The sequence below is a fragment of the Saccharospirillum salsuginis genome (assembly GCF_014651855.1).
Taxonomy (GTDB): domain Bacteria; phylum Pseudomonadota; class Gammaproteobacteria; order Pseudomonadales; family Natronospirillaceae; genus Saccharospirillum; species Saccharospirillum salsuginis.
The window spans coordinates 378,725-398,325 of the sequence record NZ_BMXR01000003.1; the positions used below are offsets into that span (position 1 = coordinate 378,725).

Consider the following 19,601-nt stretch of genomic DNA (forward strand, 5'->3'; position numbering starts at 1 on the left):
CAATACGTTACACGATGTAACAGTGTTGGAGTGACAAAATCCAGATTCCGGGGCTATGTTAATGAAGCCGGATGTGTCGAGGCTTGAGGCGTCGCCAAGCAAGGTAAACGTTGCGGAATACCTCTTGAGATTAACCGATGCTCGGCGCACAATAGTCCGACACACAAGGAGTGGCATTGTGACCTGATCAGCTCTGTGCCCTTGATCATCACATCCCTAAGGCTAAAGGATGGCGGCTGTGTCTTATATTCGATTTCGAAAACACTACCTTCATACTCCCTATCTGGTGCTCGGGGCGCTGGAATTCGCCCTGTTGTTCGCCACCCTGTTTCTGCTGCAATTCCTGCAGTTGAGGCTGGGTCTGTTCACCACCGGTTTTCACGCCACACCCACCAAGGCGTTTATCTTCGCCACAGTGCTCAGTTTCGGCACACTTGCCATGGGTGTTTATCTGGCCATGGTCCGGGAGGGATTCGCCTCCATGTTTTTCCGCACACTGGTCGCTTTCTGTTTTTTGGGGGGCGTCGGTTTGTCGGTGCTCTATCTGGTATTGCCCAGCTTCGACCCGGGCAGCTCCAATCTGTTCTGGGCGGTTACATTGGCCACCGGTATGGTGACGGTGACCCGTCAGGGTTTTGTGCACCTGGTCGGGTCCGAGCAATTGGCTCGGCGGGTCGTGGTGTATGGAACCGGATCCCTGGCGAAGCGGTTGATGGATGAATGCGAGAATGACCTGAAGGCGTTGGGTATCCGAATTGTTGGCTGCATCGAAGATTCCGAAGACAGCCATGTAGAACCCAAACACCGCTTGCCCAAACCCCAAAACTGGTTCGATTTTTGTAAAAGTAACGACATCGCTGAAATCATCATTGCACCGCAGGAGCGCCGCCGTACAAACGGTGGCACCTTCCCGTTGACCGAGTTGATGGCCTGCAAGCTTCGGGGTATCGAAGTGACCAGCGCTCTGTCTTTCTACGAGCGGGAGCTGAAAAAGGCCAAGTTGGAGCTGGTTCAACCGTCCTGGATCATGTATTCGGATGGCTTCAAAGCCTCCAAGAGTCGGGATGTTTCCAAGCGCCTGTTCGATTTGCTGATTGCCCTGACGCTGCTGTTCCTTCTATTCCCCGTGATCCTGGTTACCGCACTGGCGGTCTTTCTGGAGAGCGGTCGACCCATTTTATACAGTCAGAACCGGGTGGGTGCACATGGACGTCTGTTTCGTATGTACAAGTTTCGCAGCATGCGCCAGGATGCCGAAAAGGAAGGCAAGGCCGTATGGGCCTCCCAGAATGACAGCCGCGTGACGCGTGTCGGGGCTTTCATACGCAACACCCGATTGGATGAGCTCCCTCAGCTGTACAATGTGATCAGGGGGCAGATGAGTTTTGTTGGCCCCCGCCCCGAGCGGCCTGAGTTTGTCGAAGACTTGAAGGAAAAGATTCCTTTTTATGACACCCGGCACTATGTCAAACCCGGTTTGATGGGGTGGGCGCAGTTGAAATACCCGTATGGCGCATCCGTTGAAGACGCCAGATGCAAATTGGAATATGACCTTTACTACTCCAAAAACCACAGTTTTCTCATGGATTTATTGATCATGATCCAGACCGTGGAAGTGGTTTTGTTGGGTAAGGGCGTTCGATAAGCGAGTGATGGCAGGATGAAGACGATATTGACGAAATTGGTGGTGGTTCTGTTGACAGTTCTGACCTTGGCCGGCTGTGCGGGACGAACTCAACCCGGTGCGCCGCCGGAACTGGATTCGACGGCGGATCCGTATCGGATTGGTGTGGGTGATACCGTTGCGATTCATGTCTGGCGCAACCCGGAGCTGACCCAATCCATCGTTGTCCGGCCTGATGGCTATATTTCGATGCCGCTGATGGGTGACTTGAAAGCCGACGGTCGGAAACCCGAAGAGCTGGCGGAAGTCATCAACCGGGCACTTAGCCAGGTGATACGCAGCCCGGAAGTGACGGTGATGGTTACGAATCCAGCCAGTGCTGAATACTTGAATCGGGTGAGAGTGACTGGTCAGGTTCCCAATCCGCTGTCCATTCCCTTCAAACAAGGTATGACGGTTTTGGATCTTGTTCTTCAGGCGGGTGGTGTCACGGACTTTGGAGCTGGAGATCGCGCCACTATACAGAGGTTGGTCGAAGGGGAGTATCAGGAATTCAAGATTGACCTGGATGGAATCTTGAATGATGGAAATATGACAACGAACTACACGTTACAACCCGGAGATCTGATCAGCGTACCGAAGAAGAGATTGCTCCGAGGAGAACTCTGATGGACCTGCGATTCATTATCGACACACTAAATGCCGTTAAGCGTGAGCTGGTTCGCATGCGTTGGGTTGCTGTACTGGTGTTTATTCTGGCAACCAGCGGTGTATTGGTAATGGGCTATACGAGCCCGAAGTCCTATACTTCCAGTGCTCTGCTTTACGCGGACAATTCCAACATTTTACAGCCGTTGTTGCGGGACCGGGCGGAAGTAACCGCCATCGACCGCCTAAACGAGGCTCGTGAAATGTTACAGAGCCGTACTCTGTTGGAGCAGGTGGCTATGGATGCCAGTCTGATCACAGCCGACCAGTCCGATCGCCAACGCAATGGAACCGTCAGCCAATTGCGCAATGCCATTAACCTACGAGTAACCGGTGGTAGTTTTATCCAGTTGAGTTACAGCAGTGGCGATCCTGACCAGTCGTTCCAGGTCATGAGTGCGGTACTGAATCGGTTTATCGAAAAAACGGTGTCGGACAAGCGTAGTGAGAGTCGTGAGGCGTTTGAGTTTATTGATTCCCAGGTGCAGTCCTATAAGCGTCAGTTAGAGGTGGCCGAAAATAAGCTCAAGGAGTTCAAATCAAACAATCTCGATGGCACAGAAGCAGCGGTGCAAGGACGAATCGAGAGGCTGCGCTCCGATATTCAGGAATTGACCTTGCAGATTGAAGAAACCGAATCTCAAGTTAGGTTGACCCGTGAACAACTGGGCAAGGAAAGTCCGTATCGCGAAGTAATGATCGACCGTGGGCAGACCAGTCTGGACATGCGACTCGAAAACCTGCGCCAGCAATTGGATACCCTGCGACTAAGTTACCTGGACAGCCACCCGGATATCGTTAATGTCAAGGATCAGATCGCTGAACTTGAGCAGCAACGTAAGAACGATACTTCGGATGGCCGCCAGGGTGCGGTTACAGAGGTAATCGAAAATCCAATTTATGAAAACTTGAGCATTAAGCTGGCCAACAACGAAACCCAGCTGGAGGTACAGCGCAAACGATTGGATTCGCTGAAAACCTTGCTTCAGGAAGCCTATGAACGTGCCGAGCGAGTGGCCAATAACGAAACCGTATTGCAGGAATTGACTCGGGATTATGATGTGACTCGGGACGTTTATGAAGATATGTTGCAGACACGGGAAAAGGCTCGCCTGTCGATGACACTGGATGTGGAGGGTCAGGGTGTCAGTTACCGAATTCAGGAGCCCGCTTCCTACCCTGCTCGTTGGGATGGACTGCAGCTCTATGAAATCGGAGCGGCCGGTCCCGTCTTGGGAGGCGGCCTGGTATTGGGTTTGTTAACGGCATTAGTGTTGTTTGACAATCGAATCCGTTCCGGACGCAATCTCATGATGCAGATGCCGGAGGACATTCCGATCCTGGCCACGATTCCCCACTACAAGAGCTCATTTGTTTCACGGTTGTTACGTTGGGATGTTATTACTATCGCCTTGCTGATCAGTTTGTTCATGGTGGGTTATCTGGGTGTATTGGCATTCAGTGTCATGGGTATTCAACCGGATACATTGGTTGAGTGGATTTCCAGTCGGTTAGAGGGTTAACACCAATGGAAGGCAACAAGCTATACAATGCTCTGCTGAAGACCCAGGCCAAACAGGTAAGAACGACCTCTGAACGACGGGCGAATGGTGCTGTTGTCCAATCGGAACCCAAATTGAAAGAGCCGAACTGGACCGTCAATTCCGATGAGGTAGATGGAAATACACCGACTCAATATGACACGGCCGCATCGCTGGCTCAGATTAATAACCCCAATCCCTGGACACGTGACGAACTCAAGGCACGCAAGATCATCTATCCAGGCATGCAACAGAAGGCGATTCTTGATGCATATCGGGAAATCAGGATTCAGCTAAGAGACAAGTCGGGTGAATCCAACTTCAGCGTTATGGTATCTTCGCTCAGCCGTAAGGATTCATCGGTGCTGTCAGCATTCAACCTGGCGGCCACATTTGCTTTGGATGCCTCAACCTCGGCACTGCTGGTCGATTGTAATCCATATGATCAACATTTGAACCGTTTGGTGTCCACTCCGTTGGGCAAGGGCATTACAGATTACGTGGCCCATGAAGGTATGCCGGTCAAAGACATAATTTATCCCAGTGGCATTGATCGGCTGAGCGTGGTTCCTGCGGGACATCTATCGACGTCGGCCGTGGAGCTGTTCTCTGCTGTTCGTATGAAGACTCTAATGAACGAATTGCGTGGCCGATATCCGGATCGTTACATCGTCATTCATGCACCATCGTTTCGCTTCAGTACCGAGGCGCGAATTCTGGTGCGCTATGCGGATCACGCTCTGTTAACCGTCCCGTTTGGAGAAATTACGCCGGAAGAAGTGGTGTCGGCAGTAGATGCATTGGGGACTGACAAGTTTTCGGGCCTGGTTTATCAGGAGTAAACAGTGGGACGGACCCTGTATCGCCATCCTCTTGTCTGGGTAATGGAAAAGCCATCGGGAATTTTCACACTGGCTGCTTGCCTGATGGGGTTAACAACTTCTTCAGTCCAAGCTGTTTCGGTGCTCAGTACAGAGGCAACGCTCTATACAGAGGCGGGTTATGCCGAATCGGAAGGTGAGGGTGATCCATTTGCAGGCCTGGGTAGCAGCGGTGAATTCGAATATGCGTATCTGGTGGGGCCGCATCATTTTAATTCTGGTTACTTGCTGCGGTTGATCGCTGGATATGAAGGTAACGCATTCTGGCGTTCTCGTTTGACCGGGTCAAGTCGATACCAATTTACTCATGGTTCCGGCTTGTTTGATCTAAACGGCATGCATATCCTGCAATCGGTCAATCCAAACCCCGGTTTCATACTGGACCCTGAAGGTTTTACAACTGAACATATCTTAAGCGCAGGGAGTGGAGTGAATTTAAGTCCTGGTGATGTAACGCGAATTCGATTGGAAACTCAGTACTCCCGTTCACTTCATGAGGATGAATCATTAAATGGCGAAATACTCGAAGGTCGTGGAGTGCTTACACGGCGACTTAACCCCATAAGCGAGATTAATACCCAAGTCAGTCGTACTATCGTTGAAGAAGGTGATCCAGCTCAAGTCAGTCAGATCGACAGGGCTACAGTCGGTTATCGACGTACACTTGATAATGGAGAGTTGTCGGCCTCGTTTGGTGTGAATCTGGCTGAAACAGAGCAAACTGATGTAGAGGTTTACAGTGGTAGTATGGAACGTGTCTGGGTCTCCGACTATGGTCGTACTTCTATCGGATATGATCGTGAAGTAACCAATACTTTACTTGAGCTGACCACGGAAAACATTGTTCCGGAAGCAACCGATCAAGACTTGCAGCAGGAAGAAACGATTAAATTGAACTCTCTGGCGCTAAACGATGAGTTACGCTGGGCATACCAGACAGTTCGCGCCTGTATTCGATGTGATCTAAGCATGTCTGCTTCCCTGTCACAACAGGAAAACCTGGATACTGGAATTCGCAGTGTGGGCTACGATGGAAGAGTGGCATTCCTGATTCGTATAGATGATACACAGGAGTCGCAGCTGTCTTACCGTTGGCAGGCGGAGTCCCCCGAGTTTGGGGAGGTGTTGTTGGCAGAGTCAAATCGAATTGAGTGGAACTGGAGCCGGCAAGTAACGGAGCACGTTTCCTTTCGAAGCGATGTCTCGCAAGCATGGATCAGCAATGATGTCGATAGCAGTCGATTCACGATCCGTATTTCCGGAGCATACCGATGGGGCCCTGATCAATAGAGTTCCATGGTGAGTGCCGAACTTTGGTTCATCGCACCGTTATAGGTGAAAAGACCACAAATCAAGTGGCGGGGGCTTATCGCGAACCGATCGACACAGTGAATGAGCAAAGCTTTATGCTCAAGGAGAGGACATTGTTCAGCCAAAAACGACCTATAAAGATGCCTTCGGATTGCCCTCCACAGTTGATAGTAGTGATCGACACGGAAGAGGAATTTGATTGGAGCGCTGATCCCGATCCCAACCAAAACACGGTTCGATCCATGGAATTCATCGATCGGGTTCAGTCGATCTTTAATGATTATGGAATATGCCCCTGCTATGTGATTGATTATCCTGTTGCTAGCCAGGCTTCTGGCACGGCTTTACTGAAGAAATTTTACGACGCGGGTCAATGCGAGATTGGAGCTCACTTACATCCTTGGGTCAATCCGCCAATACTGGAACCGATCTCTGTACGAAATATGTATCCTGGTAACCTTGATCCGGAACTGGAGCGCGGCAAGCTGTTGCATTTACGCAACACCATCGCCGATGTCTTTGGGGAACCTCCAAGGGTTTATAAAGCGGGACGTTACGGTTTTGGCCCCAACACTGAAAGCATCCTGTCTGAGTTGGGGTTTGAAATTGATCTGTCACTTTGTCCACCGGTCGACTATCGTTCAGATGGCGGTCCGGATTATCGACAATTTTCAGCCGAGCCATTTTGGTTCGGTTCCCAACCACTGCTGGAAATTCCAGTGACCGGTGCGTTTGTAGGCTGGGCTAAAGGGGCAGCTTTACCGATTTATGAGTTAGCTAATCGATTTAAAGTATTAAAGGCACCGGCTATTTTGTCGCGGTTATCGGCACTTGACAGATTGATGCTGTCACCTGAAGGGTTCAAACCCAGGGAGCACATCAAGTTGGCCCGGGCTTTATATAACCAGGGCGTAAGAACCTTCACCTGGAGTTTTCACAGCTCAAGTGTTGTTCCGGGTAATACGATCTACGTTCAGGAAGAGTCGGAATTGAACGAATTTCTTCAAGCGTTCCGACGTTTCTTTGATTTTTTCTTCGACGAATTGGGTGGTAGAGCTACTACGCCCACTCGATTAAAGACAATGATGGAGACTGTCACATGAAAGTGCTTGGGATATCACCGCTAGACAAGGATGCAACCGTTTCCGTGGTTGAGGATGGCGAAATTGTCTTTGCTGCGGGTGAGGAACGGTTTACCAGGAATAAGCAACAAGATGGATTCCCCCGTCAGGCATTGGAGAAGGCGCTTGATTATACGGGCAGTCGGATGGAGGAATTTGAGCAGGTTTGTTATCCCTTTTTAACCTGGGAAAACGAAGCCAAAGTCTTCAACCAGAATCTGGCGGATGAACGAGCTTTCATTAAGTCTTTTAAAACACAAGATCTGAACCATCAAGTCAAAGAAGCACTTAGTCGAGTACCTGATCGCAACGAACCTATTCATGGGCTGGAGCATCCCAACAGCGTCATGGAGAAAGGGTTGTTGCACAGTTCCTACTACAGTATGGCTGGGGCACAGCGCCTGGCATCCAACAATGCGGCCATTAAAGGATCGAAGCACTGGGGTGAGGAAGCAACAGAATCGTTCAAACACTGGGAGAGTGTACTCACCGAAGGGCTACAGGACTTTGGTTTTTCAGGCGCCGTAAAGCGCATGGATCATCATCTGTCTCATGCAGCTAACAGTTTTTATTGCAGTGGATTTGACCGTGCATTGTGCGTGACACTTGATGGATACGGTACTGGATTGGCGGGTTCGGCCAGCGTGGCTGAGGATGGCAAGATTCGCCGTCTGCATGGCGTCAAGTATCCGAATTCACTGGGTACACTGTATGAACATGTTACTTCCAGCCTGGGGTTCAAACCCAGTCGACACGAAGGCAAGATTGTCGGTTTGGCTTCGTATGGTGATCCTTCCGTTTTGGGTGATATTTTGCTTGGTCGGATCGAGCAAATGCCGGGTGACTTCCGAATCTACGAAGCCAATAATGTCTACTTTTCCCGATATCTTGCATCGAAGTTTCCGAAAGTTGATGTCGCAGCGGCGTATCAGTATGCGCTGGAACAGGTGGCAGTAAACTATGTTAGTCATTGGGTAAAACAGACAGGCTTGGATACCCTGGTTTTGTCGGGTGGAGTGGTGGCTAACGTCAAGCTGAATCAACGGTTGTTCGAAATTGAAGGAGTTAACCACATCTTCGTCTATCCAAATATGGGCGATGGTGGATGTGCCAGCGGAGCGGCGCTCTATCACGGGTGGCCCGGGGGGCAGCGGGATAGCATTGGTAGTGTCTACTTTGGCCCCGACTATTCTGAATCCGAAATGGAAAAGGCTTTGGGGGCTTCGGGCCTTAGCTATGAGCGGCCCAATGACCTGGCTCAGCAAGTTGCACAATTGATTCATGATGGTCAGGTTGTTGCCCGGTTTGACGGACGGATGGAATATGGACCTCGTGCCCTCGGTAATCGTTCCATTCTCTATCATGCCCGCGAGCCTGAGGTAAACCAATGGTTGAACAAGCGTCTCGGTCGTACCGAATTTATGCCGTTTGCCCCGGTTACACTGTTTGAGTCTCGAGAACGGTGTTACCACAACATTCAGGGAGCAGAGCATGCGGCAGAATTCATGACCATCACCTTCGATTGTACCGACTTCATGAGGGAGAGTTGCCCTGCAGCGGTACATGTGGATGGTACGGCACGGCCACAACTGATTCGACGTGAGGCCAACCCGGGTTATTACGACATCGTCAGCGAATACGAAAAACTCAGTGGTATACCCAGTTTGATCAATACCAGTTTCAATATGCATGAGGAGCCGATTGTGAATACGCCGGAGGATGCCGTCAGAGCTTTTATCAAGGGTAATCTGGACTATTTGGCGATAGGACCTTTCTTGGTTCGGCATCCTCAACTGACGAGTTGATTTCCAGCATGGAGGTGAGTATCTGGTGGGATTGACCTGATCGATGGCTCCCAAACTGACCACACGGTCGAATCATTTGTCGGCGTCGTTGATGGATGAACTGGAAAACGATTGGCGAGACCTGGAGCGCCGGTCGATGCCAGCTGTCTTTTTGTCCTGGCAGTGGATTGGTGTATGGCTGCATGTCTACAAACCGGCAGGAAGGTTGGTTAGGATTTATGAATCCAGTCGATTGATTGGTGCATGCATCATAGTAGACGCCAGCGAACGCCGTCATGGCCTGTTGACGTCCAAGTGTATACGTTTGCACCAAACAGGTCGGTCGTACGAAGACCAGATCTGGATTGAATACAACGGTGTGCTCAGTGAGCACGGACGTGAGCGAGATGTAATTGAAGCCTGTCTGGCTCACCTTTGCTTGAAGGATGACCGTTGGGAGGAGTTCGTGATCGGTGCCATCGATGAACGCGATGCGGACTGTTATGCCCGTTCTACAGGACTTGCAAAGCACGTTCGCTGGGAGGCGCCTTGCTATGGTGTCGATCTACACGGTCTGGCGCAGAATCAACAGTCCTATTTGGACAGTCTGAATCGCAATACGCGTCATCAAATTCGACGTTCGATGCGGCTTTACAACGACCGGGGCGGATTGCATCTCAGTCGCGCCGAGTCGCTCGATAGTGCTCTGGCCTCGTTTGAATCGATCGGTCCCAGGCATTTGGCACGTTGGGGAAATGGGGTCGATCAGAGTGGATTTGCCAACCCGGATTTCATACGGTTCCACCGGCGGATGATTGAACAACATTGGCCGAACGCCAGCATTGACTTGTTGAACATATGGTCAGGCGACGAGCTGGTCGGAACTTTTTACAACTTACTGTATCAAGGCGTAGTCTACTTTTACTTAAGCGGCTTGAAGGTCGAAGAGGACAACCGCTTGAAACCGGGGTTGGTGGGTCACGCGATGAGTATCGAGCACTATCGGTCGCGAGGGTTTGGCTTCTACGACTTCATGGGTGGTTCCGAGCGTTATAAAACTCAAATGGGTCGTAAGCACCGTAATCTGGTACAGATTTCATTGCAGAGAAATCGCTTCAAGTTTCGTCTTGAGCAGGCCGCTCGGCTTGTTAAACATCAATTGCTGAGAACCCGACGCAACACTGTGGGTCAATCGAATGAATAGAAGTAGCTCGAATGTGCATGGAAGAAGTCATACAATATTGTACCGGATCAAGGGATTAGATCTATGATGCGAAAGGTACCTTACCGTCAGCTTGATCGAGATCGTGTTGACGCTTATGTGTCTCGTCATCCGAATGCCACCGCCTATCACTTTAGTGCGTGGATGGGCGCTGTGGAGAAGGCTTATCAGCATGACGGATGGTATATTGTTTCTGAAAACGATGCAGGTACTATCGATGGGTTGCTACCGCTGTGCCGTCTAAAGCTTCCATTTGGGCGCAGTTCTCTGGTCTCTCTCCCTTTTTGTGATCTGTCTGGACCGCTAAGCGATAGCATAACGATCGAGAAGCAAATGATCGAAGAAGCCATTGGTTTGCTGCCGGAGCTTGGTGCACGTAAGCTGGAACTTCGTCGGGCTGGTGAATCTATGGTAGACAGCGTGACTCATGAGTCGGGTGGTGCTGTCAAAGTGAGTATGCTGGCTGGGTTGCCGGATTCAGCAGAAGCTCTGTTTGAAGGATTTAAGGCCAAGTTGCGGAGTCAGATTCGAAAAGCGGAGAAGAACGGACTGAGCTTTGAGCTGGGCGAAGGAGCAGTGGGGGTAGAGCATTTTTATAAGGTGTTTGCCCGCAATATGAAACGTCTGGGATCGCCAGTTCACGATCGCCGCTGGTTTGAAGCGATACAGGCACTTTATGGCAAACAAGCGGTGATTGGCTTGGTACGTTACGACGAGCGGATTGTTGGAGCCGGTCTGATCCTGATTCATCCTCATCGCGTGAGCATTCCCTGGGCGTCGACCCTGGCCGAGTACAACCACTTGGCACCCAACATGCTGTTGTACTGGGAATTGATGAAGGTGGCTTGCACTCATAATGCCAAGTTGTTTGATTTTGGCCGGTCCACCATGGGTGAGGGTACCTTCCGATTCAAGAAGCAATGGGGAGCAGAACCTCGACGACTGAGTTGGGATGAATACAACCGTACCGGCTTGGTCAACCCAGTGACACCCGCTAAGCCCTCTTTGATGAGCCGACTGCGCCCTTGGGTGGAGTCTGGATGGCAGGCTCTACCCGATCCGATTGCCAACCGGGTTGGCCCTAAACTTCGACGGTATATCTCCCTATGACCAACGTTCTGATTTTGTTGACACTGCTGTGCTTTATAGTGCCAGTCTATGTTTATTTCGGATATCCTGCTTTGCTTTGGATGTTGAATCGGCTGGGGTTTCGCAAACCGATCCATTTGGATGATTCATGGCCGACAGTGACTTTGATCATCTCCTGCTATAACGAACACCGAGTGATTCGTGAAAAACTGGACAATGCGCTTTCACTGGACTACCCCCGGGATAACTTTAAATTGTGTGTCGTTTCTGACGCCTCCGATGACGGGACTGACGAAATCGTTCAGGAATACATCGACCGTGGTGTCACTCTGATACGTCAGGAAAAGCGCTTGGGTAAAACAATGGGGCTTAATCATGCCCTGGAGAATATCGACAGTGAAGTGGTTGTCTTTTCCGACGCAAACGCTCTATATGAAACAGGTGCTATTAAAAATCTGATTCGAAATTTCGCGGATCCCTCCGTGGGCTATGTTGTCGGAGCTGCCCTCTACACTGACTCAAAGGAGTCGGCATCCGGCAAGAACGAAGACCTGTACTGGCGTTATGAACTGGCGATAAAGAATTGGGAGAGCGAATTACATTCAGTGGTCGGAGGTGACGGAGCAATTTACGCTATTCGCCGGTCTCTATGGCAACCATTGCAGGTTCAGGACATCAATGATTTCGTCAACCCGATGCAAATTATCGCAGCTGGTTATCGAGGGGTGTTCGAACCGCAGGCACGTTGCTATGAAGAAACCGCTGGATCGTTCGCTCGGGAGGCTGCACGTAAGGAGCGCATCGTTAATCGCAGTTTTCGTGGCTTGCTGCGCGTAAAGTCGGTCATGAACCCTTTCAGTTCTGGATTTTTTGCATTCGAAGTCATTTCCCACAAATTATTGCGTTGGCTGATACCGTTCTTCCTTCTTGGTGCGCTGATCGGTTGTGCCTGGCTGTCGATACTCGGTGTTCTGCTGTTCCAAGTGCCTCTGACCGGAGCTATCATACTGATAGCCCTGGCTTCGATTGGAGCTATGTTGGCAAACCGGGGCGTATCGCACTTTCTTTTCTCGACGCCCTATTACTTCGTTCTGATTAATTTCTATTCTATGCGCGGTATCATCGCCGCTTTACGGGGCCAGACCCAGGTTACCTGGAATACCGCTCGGCCCGGTGACACCATTAATGAATCCAAGGTCGTCAAGCCGTTCAGTTTGCTGCTTGGTTCAACCGGACTGTTGATTGTTAGCCTGATCTGGCCCTATCTGGCCTGATCCAATATGGGAGGCTGACGGATGTCAAAGTTTGCATTGCTCTTTCTGGCCATTTTCTTTGGAGGCATCACCGCCGCATTTTTCTATAGTGCAACGGGAGCCTTCGTACTGTATGAACTGGTTTATTTTTTCAACCCGGACAATCGATGGTGGTCAGCCAGTATTCCCGGTTTGCGCTACTCTTTGATCAGCGTAATGGTCATGATGATGGCGCTGGCGATCAACTATCGGCGTTTGGGCAGTAAAAGCCCTTGGCTGGACCAACCGGTATTCAAATGGATGGTCGCCATTCTCTGCATGTATTACGTGATGTACATACACGCACTGGATATTCAGTCCCACGACAGGTTTACCTTCGAGTTCACGAAGTTGGTGATCATCATGCTGATTGCCTATAAGCTGATTCATTCCGAACGAGCTCTGGATGCTGTGTTGTGGGGGTATCTGATTGGGGCTACTTATCTTGGGTATCTTACGACGGTCACCGGCCGGAATTCTGGAAACCGCGTTGAAGGAATCGGACTTGTAGACGCACCGGATTCAAACGGAGCGGCCGCAACCCTGGTACCTGCTGCTACCTTGTTGATGTATTACTTTTGGAAGGGTAACAAGAAGGTTAAATTGTTGTGTTGTATCAGTGGCGCTTTCATCGCTAATGGACTGGTTCTGATTAACAGCCGGGGTTCCTTCCTCGGGGCGGTTGTCGGAGTGGTTTTCTATCTCTGCTACATGTTGTTTTCCCGATACCAGAAAGAAGGGCAGCGCGCGACGGCTATCATGACTTTGGTGCTCGGGTTGGCTGGTGGCCTCTATGTGACTGACGATACGTTCTGGGATCGAATGGATACCCTTCGATCGGTTGAAAATAAGGAACAGAGTGGTGCCAGTCGGATGGACTTTTGGTTAGTGACCTTCGATGTGATGAAAGATTACCCTATGGGCGTTGGGATCGCTGGTTATCAACGAGTCAGTGCAAATTACCTGGAAGAATCACAGTTGGCCAAAAATGCGGGTGTCAGGGCCGTACATTCCTCCTGGTTTCAGGGGTTGGCTGAGTTGGGTTGGCCAGGGCCGATTCTGTTTTTCGGAATGATGGTCTCACTGTACAGGCTGTCTTCCCGGACCAAGAACTATTTGTTGCAGCACGACCGAACAGACGAGTACTTCAAAGTATTGGCCATAGAAGGTGCCTTATTGGCTTTCATGGTATCCGCAACGTTTATTGACCGTTTCCGGGCGGAAATTCTGTACTGGATGATCCTGTTTCTGGCGGCCGCCAGCAATGTATACTATCTGCAGCATGTCAACCAGCGCCAAGGACAGACAAACGGTCTGATCAGAAGGCGAACCTTGACCAGGGAGTCCCGTCTTACATGAAACCTCTTAGAATTTTACAATTTATTACACCGGCCGGGTTTTACGGTGCAGAACGCTGGGTTCTGGCACTGGCCAACAATCTGAGTGCCGCTGAGGTTGTGTGTGACCTGGCCGTTACCGATGAAGGTGCCGGACAGGATCTCAGCGTAGCCGAGTTTTACCCAAAGCAGATTGGCCAAGTGCACCGAATTCCCTTGAAGCACCGTTTCGATATGACAGCGATTCAGAAGTTGTGTACGCTCATTCGCTCACGAAATATCGATGTAATCCATACTCATGGATACAAGTCGGACATTCTCGGCCTAATAGCCGCGCGCCGCTGTAACATCAAAGCCGTTTCCACGCCTCATGGTTTTTCCGGAAACGTTGGTTTCAAGTTAAGTATGTTCATCAAGGCCGGAACCTTTTCCTATCGTTATTTTGACCGCGTCGTACCACTGTCTCCTGAGCTATTGGAGGATGTGCGCGGATTCAGAGTACCGGAATCCAAAATCGACTACATTGCGAACGGAGTGGATCTGAGCGAACTTGACCGCTTTTTCAAAATGTCGAGTGAGGAACGAGAGGATTTCCACCTCGGTTTTGTCGGTCAGATGATTCCCCGTAAGGGATTAAGAGACTTAATTGATGTCTTCCATCGGCTCTGGGAACGCCATCCAAGGGTTCGATTAACCTTGGTTGGCGACGGTAGCCAGAGACGGGAACTGGAATCCTATGCCCGCTCGCTACCATGTTCCGAACGGATACGTTTCCTGGGATTTCAGCCTGATCGGATACCGATCATGCGTGAGTTCGATATGTTTCTGATGACCTCCAGCCTGGAAGGTATCCCCCGATGCATGATGGAGGCCATGGCGATTGGTATTCCTGTAGTGGCCTACGATATCCCGGGAGTCGACGAGTTAGTGACACACGGAAAGACGGGTTCTTTGGCACCATTGGGCGATATAGAAACATTGTCGAATGAGTGCGAAGCCTTGATGTTGGATATTGAGCTGCGCCAACGATTGACCGGCAATGCACGTCGAATGATAGAAGAGACCTATTCCGCTGCACGCATGGCGAATGAATACACCGCGCTTTTTCGGACTTTGGTCGGTCCTGCATCGTCCGGCAAGACTAGCTTGTCGGGAAAAGGAGTTTAACGATGTGCGGTATTGGTGGCTTTCTTCGCGTCCAGAACGCATCGCCTGACCGTCAACACGAGTGGCTATCCCGGATGGGCCAGTCAATTCTACACCGTGGACCGGATGCCGGTGGCGTCTATCTCGATGACGGTGTGGGGCTGGTTCACCGGCGGCTGAGTATTATCGACCTTTCGGAAGCCGGAAACCAACCGATGGTTTCCATGTCGGGACGTTATGTGGTTGTTTTTAATGGGGAGATTTACAACTTTCCCGAGATTCGGGAACGATTGGAAAAACAGGGCGTCACATTTCGTACACACAGCGATACCGAGGTTTTGCTAACACTCTATGAAACCGAAGGCGAGCGTTGCCTGGACGAACTGAATGGCATGTTCGCCATTGCCATTTGGGATAAGGTGGACAACCATTTGTTCCTGGCTCGGGATCGACTGGGTAAAAAACCACTGTATCTTTATTCCGCCGGCAGTCATTTTGCGTTTTCCTCGGAGATCAAGGCACTGCTTGAATTGCCTTTCGTCAAGCCAGCCATTCGTCAGGACGCCGTTAAGGATTACTTTTTCTATCAGTATGTTCCGGATGGTAAGTCTATCTTTTCCGGTATCGAAAAGCTGTTTCCGGGAGAATGTCTACGGGTGGACGCTTCCGGCATACACCGCCGACGTTACTGGGATGTCTCTTTCGATAAACCCATCGATCTTCCTGCACACGAGATCAAGTCTGAATTGGCGACCCTGATTGAAGACAGTGTACGTATTCGTATGCTCAGTGATGTTCCATTAGGCGCTTTCCTCAGCGGTGGAGTTGATTCAAGTGCAGTAGTCGGATTAATGGCGAAGCTTAGTCAGGATCCCGTGGTGACATGTTCCATAGGATTTGACACCGAAGGCTACGACGAAGTGGTCTATGCGCGACAGATTGCCAATCAATTCCATACCGATCACCATGAATACACGGTTCGAGAAAGCGTGACCGACCAATTCAGGGAGATTGCTCGATACTTCGACGAGCCATTCGCCGATCCTTCTTTTATTCCCACTTTTTACGTATCCAAGTTAGCTAGACAGGCTGTCACGGTCGCGTTGGCTGGCGATGGAGGGGACGAGAATTTTGCCGGGTACAGCAAGTACACAGTAGACCAGACTGAGAATAACTTGCGACGCTGGATACCTGGACCCATTCGTTGCCATCTCTTCCCGACCTTGTTAAAGGGCCTCCAACCAATGAACCAATGGCCATCCAGAAAGGCTAAGAGTTTGTTGAGCGCTCTGATGCGTGAACCGGATGAAGGCTTTTTCCTGACCAATGCCTTTTTCAGTCGGCCGTTATGGGACTATCTGGTCAGACAGGATTTTGAACGTCAATTGGACGGCTATGATCCGGCCAGCCTGACTTCCGATTATTACCACCGGGCCGATACCGACGACCACCTTAGTCGTGTGCTCTACACCGATATCAAGACATATCTGCCAGGCGATATACTGGTCAAGGTCGATCGAATGAGCATGGCTAATTCTCTGGAAACCCGGACTCCATTGTTGGACTACCGCGTAGTCGAATACGCGGCTCGTATCCCGTCTTCGTTGAAGCTTCGAGGACGGGACAAGAAACATATTCTCAAAGAGTCCATGAAACCACTACTCTCGGATGACATTTTATATCGCAAGAAGATGGGGTTCTCGGTTCCGTTAGCACAGTGGCTTCGAAATGAATTGCGCGCGACCGGTGACGACTATTTCAACCGACGGAATTCGGGCCTCGCCGAGGTATTCGACATGTCCCGCGTTCGTAATTTGTGGCAGGCGCATCAGCAGGGGCAATCACTCTACACCCAGGAGTTATGGAGTATGTTGATGTATGAAGTCTGGTGGCAGAACTACGTTGGGGCGGGAGTTAAGTCGCCCAACCGGGAGTTGTGCGCGTGACTCGACATCCGCAACCGTTGCGTATACTGCATCTGACTTTCAATATGGACATCGGGGGCACTGAACAGGTGATCAGTCAGTTGGTGACGCACCTGGATCCTGATCGGTATCAGTGCTCTGTCCTATGCATCGATGGTGAGATCGGTCGTCTCGGCGAGCGATTGGAAAATCGGGGGGTTCCCGTAGCATCCCTTGAACGCCGCCCTGGTCTGGACTGGGAACTTATTAAAGCATTGCGTAAACGAATACGCGACGATGGCATACATCTGGTCCATTGCCATCAATACACTCCCTACACCTATGGCTGGTTTGCAACGCGATTTCTAGGAGTACCGCTCGTTTTTACCGAACACGGCCGTTTTCATCCGGATCAATACCGAACCAAGGCCGCACTGATCAACCCTATTATGGCTCTGACGACTCAGGCGGTAACCGCCATTTCGAGTGCAACCAAAGCGGCCTTGCGTCGATACGAATTCATTCCCGGGTTCAAGGTACAGGTGATTTATAATGGCATCGAGGGTCTGAAGTCGGTCAAGGATGAGCAGGATCGATTGCGGAGGGAACTAGGTATCGGTCGCGATCAGCCGGTCGTTGGGACTGTCGCGCGTCTTGATAAAGTCAAGAATCAGTCCATGATGATCCGGGCGTTTAAAGCCATCAAGACACAACATCCCGATGTCTGCCTGCTGTTGGTGGGAGATGGTCCGGAGAGGGTAACCCTGGAACAATTGGTTCAGGAGTTGGATCTCTCCTCCGATGTGATATTCACTGGCTTTATTGTGGAACCCAAGGCTTACCTGGCTTTGATGGACATTTTTCTGTTGTCCTCGTTCACCGAAGGCACCTCCATGACCTTGCTTGAGGCCATGAGTCTCGCCATTCCCGCAGTCGCTACAGATGTCGGCGGCAATCCGGAGGTCGTCGTGGACGGTCAAACCGGTCGCATTGTTGAAAACAATGATGCGTCCGCATTCGCGCGGGCCATGGACGAATTACTTACCTATTCCGAAGAACGTCACCGTTTGGGAAAAAACGCGCTGGACCGCTTCAAGCAAGAGTATTCGGTCGATCGGATGGTCGACCGCTTTGCCGCGTTGTATCAATCCATCGGTCGGAAGGAGGTCTGACCCATGGCAAGTGTGCGCAGTGCGCTCCTGTATTCCGCAACGTCCAAGTATTCGATGCGATTGCTGGGATTGATCTCGACCATGGTACTGGCACGACTTTTGACGCCATCCGAGATCGGTACGTTCGCCATCGCGAGCTCCATTGTCATGCTGTTGACCGAATTCAGAATGCTCGGTGCTGGGGTTTATCTAATACGTGAAAAGGTTCTGAACAATGACAAGATTCGCTCCGCCCTGGGATTGACTGTATTGATTTCCTGGGGACTGGGAATGGCTATAGCCGGTTCTTCACCCTGGGTCTCGAAATTCTATCAGATGCCTGAGATCACGACTCTGTTTATTATATTATCGATCAGTTTTTTCCTGGCACCGTACATCAGCATTCCCACTTCCTTGTTGTCGCGGGATTTGAAATACCGACAGATCATGATTATTCAAATGTCGGCGGCGATTGCCAATTTCATTTCATCGGTACTGCTAGTGATAATGGGGTACAGTTTTTACAGCCTCGCCTGGGGGCGCAGCATCGCCAGTACCGTTCAACTTTTGGCTGTACTGTGGTACCGGCCCAGGAACATTCCCTGGCGTCCGTCATTTCGGAACATGAAGTCGGTAGCCAAGGTGGGTATCTATTCGTCTACCGCCAACATACTGAAAAAGTCTCAGACGACGGCTCCGGATTTGGTGATTGGTAAAATGGGCACAACCAGTCAGGTGGGTATGTTTTCCCGTGGTATGGGGTTTGTTGATTTTCTCTCACAGTCCATCGAAATGGGTATATCTCCGGTCGCGCTGCCTTATCTCTCGTCCGTTCGGCGGCAAGGCGGCGATGTGTTAATGGCCTACACCAAGGCGGCGTTGTTGATCGGGTCTTTGACCTGGCCAGTGCTGGCCGTGGCCAGCCTGACCAGCTTTCCGGCTATTCGGTTGTTCTTCGGTGATCAGTGGGATGCCGCTGCCCCGATCGCTGCCATATTGGCCTACTGGGCATTGTTTCGCTCGGTCCACTCGCTGTCACCTCCCTTGTTTCTAACGACTGGCAAGGAGGCGTGGTTAGTGGCCAAGGAAGCGATAACCTTTATTGTTTTTATTCTGGGTATCATTCTGAGCTACAGATACGGGCTGGAAGCCGTTGCCTGGTCGTTGGTCTTCTCTGCAATCTTCAACATGGTGTTGACGAGCTGGGTTCTAAAATACTGTATTCAACTCAACATCGTGCCATTTATACGTGCAATGTTACCTAATATTGTACTGACTGCCATTTGTTGGGCGGTTACCTGCATCATCGATCTGTTTGTGAATTTCGATCAGTCGGACCCGGTTTTTTCCATTGCTATTGTGGCTTTGGTATTGCCTCCAGTTTGGCTGCTGACAGTGATGGTATTAAATCATGATATTTATCAGGAAATTAAAAACCTAGTGTTAAAAAAGAGACGTTCCATTATTTACTAGGAAGGGAGTGGAAGGCT

15 protein-coding genes are annotated in these 19,601 nt (G+C 50.6%); all 15 read left to right on the forward strand.

Annotated elements, in window-relative coordinates; translation table 11 throughout:
• Window positions 1-238: 238 nt before the first annotated feature.
• The 15 genes from IE111_RS07960 to IE111_RS08030 all read left to right on the forward strand — a co-directional run bounded on the left by IE111_RS07960 (window position 239) and on the right by IE111_RS08030 (window position 19,584).
• Window positions 239-1,645: a TIGR03013 family XrtA/PEP-CTERM system glycosyltransferase gene (locus tag IE111_RS07960; protein WP_229805283.1), complete on the forward strand. Its 1,407-nt coding sequence runs from the start codon at window positions 239-241 to the stop codon at window positions 1,643-1,645.
• Between the two features lie 15 nt (window positions 1,646-1,660).
• Complete coding sequence (locus IE111_RS07965; protein ID WP_189608016.1) at window positions 1,661-2,293, forward strand: XrtA/PEP-CTERM system exopolysaccharide export protein; 633 nt, start codon at window positions 1,661-1,663, stop codon at window positions 2,291-2,293.
• Window positions 2,293-3,855, forward strand: coding sequence for an XrtA system polysaccharide chain length determinant (locus tag IE111_RS07970; protein ID WP_189608017.1), 1,563 nt, complete (start codon window positions 2,293-2,295; stop codon window positions 3,853-3,855). Before IE111_RS07965 ends, IE111_RS07970 begins: the two co-directional genes overlap by 1 nt.
• A 5-nt stretch (window positions 3,856-3,860) precedes the next feature.
• Complete coding sequence (locus tag IE111_RS07975) at window positions 3,861-4,715, forward strand: P-loop NTPase family protein (RefSeq protein WP_189608018.1); 855 nt, start codon at window positions 3,861-3,863, stop codon at window positions 4,713-4,715.
• A gap of 3 nt (window positions 4,716-4,718) precedes the next feature.
• Entirely contained in the window at window positions 4,719-6,044 is a 1,326-nt protein-coding gene (locus IE111_RS07980) for a hypothetical protein (protein ID WP_189608019.1), read from the forward strand.
• Window positions 6,045-6,067: 23 nt separating this feature from the next.
• Complete coding sequence (locus tag IE111_RS07985) at window positions 6,068-7,168, forward strand: polysaccharide deacetylase family protein (protein ID WP_229805284.1); 1,101 nt, start codon at window positions 6,068-6,070, stop codon at window positions 7,166-7,168.
• Window positions 7,165-8,991, forward strand: a complete 1,827-nt coding sequence (locus tag IE111_RS07990) for a carbamoyltransferase family protein (RefSeq protein WP_189608020.1) — start codon at window positions 7,165-7,167, stop codon at window positions 8,989-8,991. Before IE111_RS07985 ends, IE111_RS07990 begins: the two co-directional genes overlap by 4 nt.
• A 91-nt stretch (window positions 8,992-9,082) precedes the next feature.
• Window positions 9,083-10,174 (forward strand): GNAT family N-acetyltransferase, encoded by a 1,092-nt coding sequence (locus tag IE111_RS07995; RefSeq protein ID WP_189608021.1) that lies wholly within the window; start codon window positions 9,083-9,085, stop codon window positions 10,172-10,174.
• A 63-nt stretch (window positions 10,175-10,237) separates the two neighbouring features.
• Complete coding sequence (locus IE111_RS08000; RefSeq protein WP_189608022.1) at window positions 10,238-11,302, forward strand: FemAB family XrtA/PEP-CTERM system-associated protein; 1,065 nt, start codon at window positions 10,238-10,240, stop codon at window positions 11,300-11,302.
• On the forward strand, window positions 11,299-12,555 hold the full coding sequence (locus IE111_RS08005; protein ID WP_189608023.1) for a glycosyltransferase family 2 protein: 1,257 nt from the start codon (window positions 11,299-11,301) through the stop codon (window positions 12,553-12,555). The genes IE111_RS08000 and IE111_RS08005 overlap by 4 nt, the downstream gene beginning before the upstream one ends.
• 21 nt (window positions 12,556-12,576) lie before the next feature.
• A complete protein-coding gene (locus IE111_RS08010) occupies window positions 12,577-13,932 on the forward strand; it encodes an O-antigen ligase family protein (protein ID WP_189608024.1) in 1,356 nt (451 codons plus the stop codon).
• Window positions 13,929-15,077 carry a glycosyltransferase family 4 protein gene (locus tag IE111_RS08015; RefSeq protein WP_189608025.1) on the forward strand — a complete coding sequence of 383 codons (1,149 nt, stop codon included), beginning with the start codon at window positions 13,929-13,931 and terminating at the stop codon, window positions 15,075-15,077. Before IE111_RS08010 ends, IE111_RS08015 begins: the two co-directional genes overlap by 4 nt.
• Window positions 15,078-15,079: 2 nt before the next feature.
• Complete coding sequence (gene asnB / locus IE111_RS08020; RefSeq protein ID WP_189608026.1) at window positions 15,080-17,002, forward strand: asparagine synthase (glutamine-hydrolyzing); 1,923 nt, start codon at window positions 15,080-15,082, stop codon at window positions 17,000-17,002.
• Window positions 16,999-18,132 (forward strand): glycosyltransferase, encoded by a 1,134-nt coding sequence (locus tag IE111_RS08025; protein ID WP_229805285.1) that lies wholly within the window; start codon window positions 16,999-17,001, stop codon window positions 18,130-18,132. Before asnB ends, IE111_RS08025 begins: the two co-directional genes overlap by 4 nt.
• A gap of 3 nt (window positions 18,133-18,135) precedes the next feature.
• Window positions 18,136-19,584, forward strand: coding sequence for an oligosaccharide flippase family protein (locus IE111_RS08030; protein ID WP_189608027.1), 1,449 nt, complete (start codon window positions 18,136-18,138; stop codon window positions 19,582-19,584).
• Window positions 19,585-19,601: the final 17 nt, after the last annotated feature.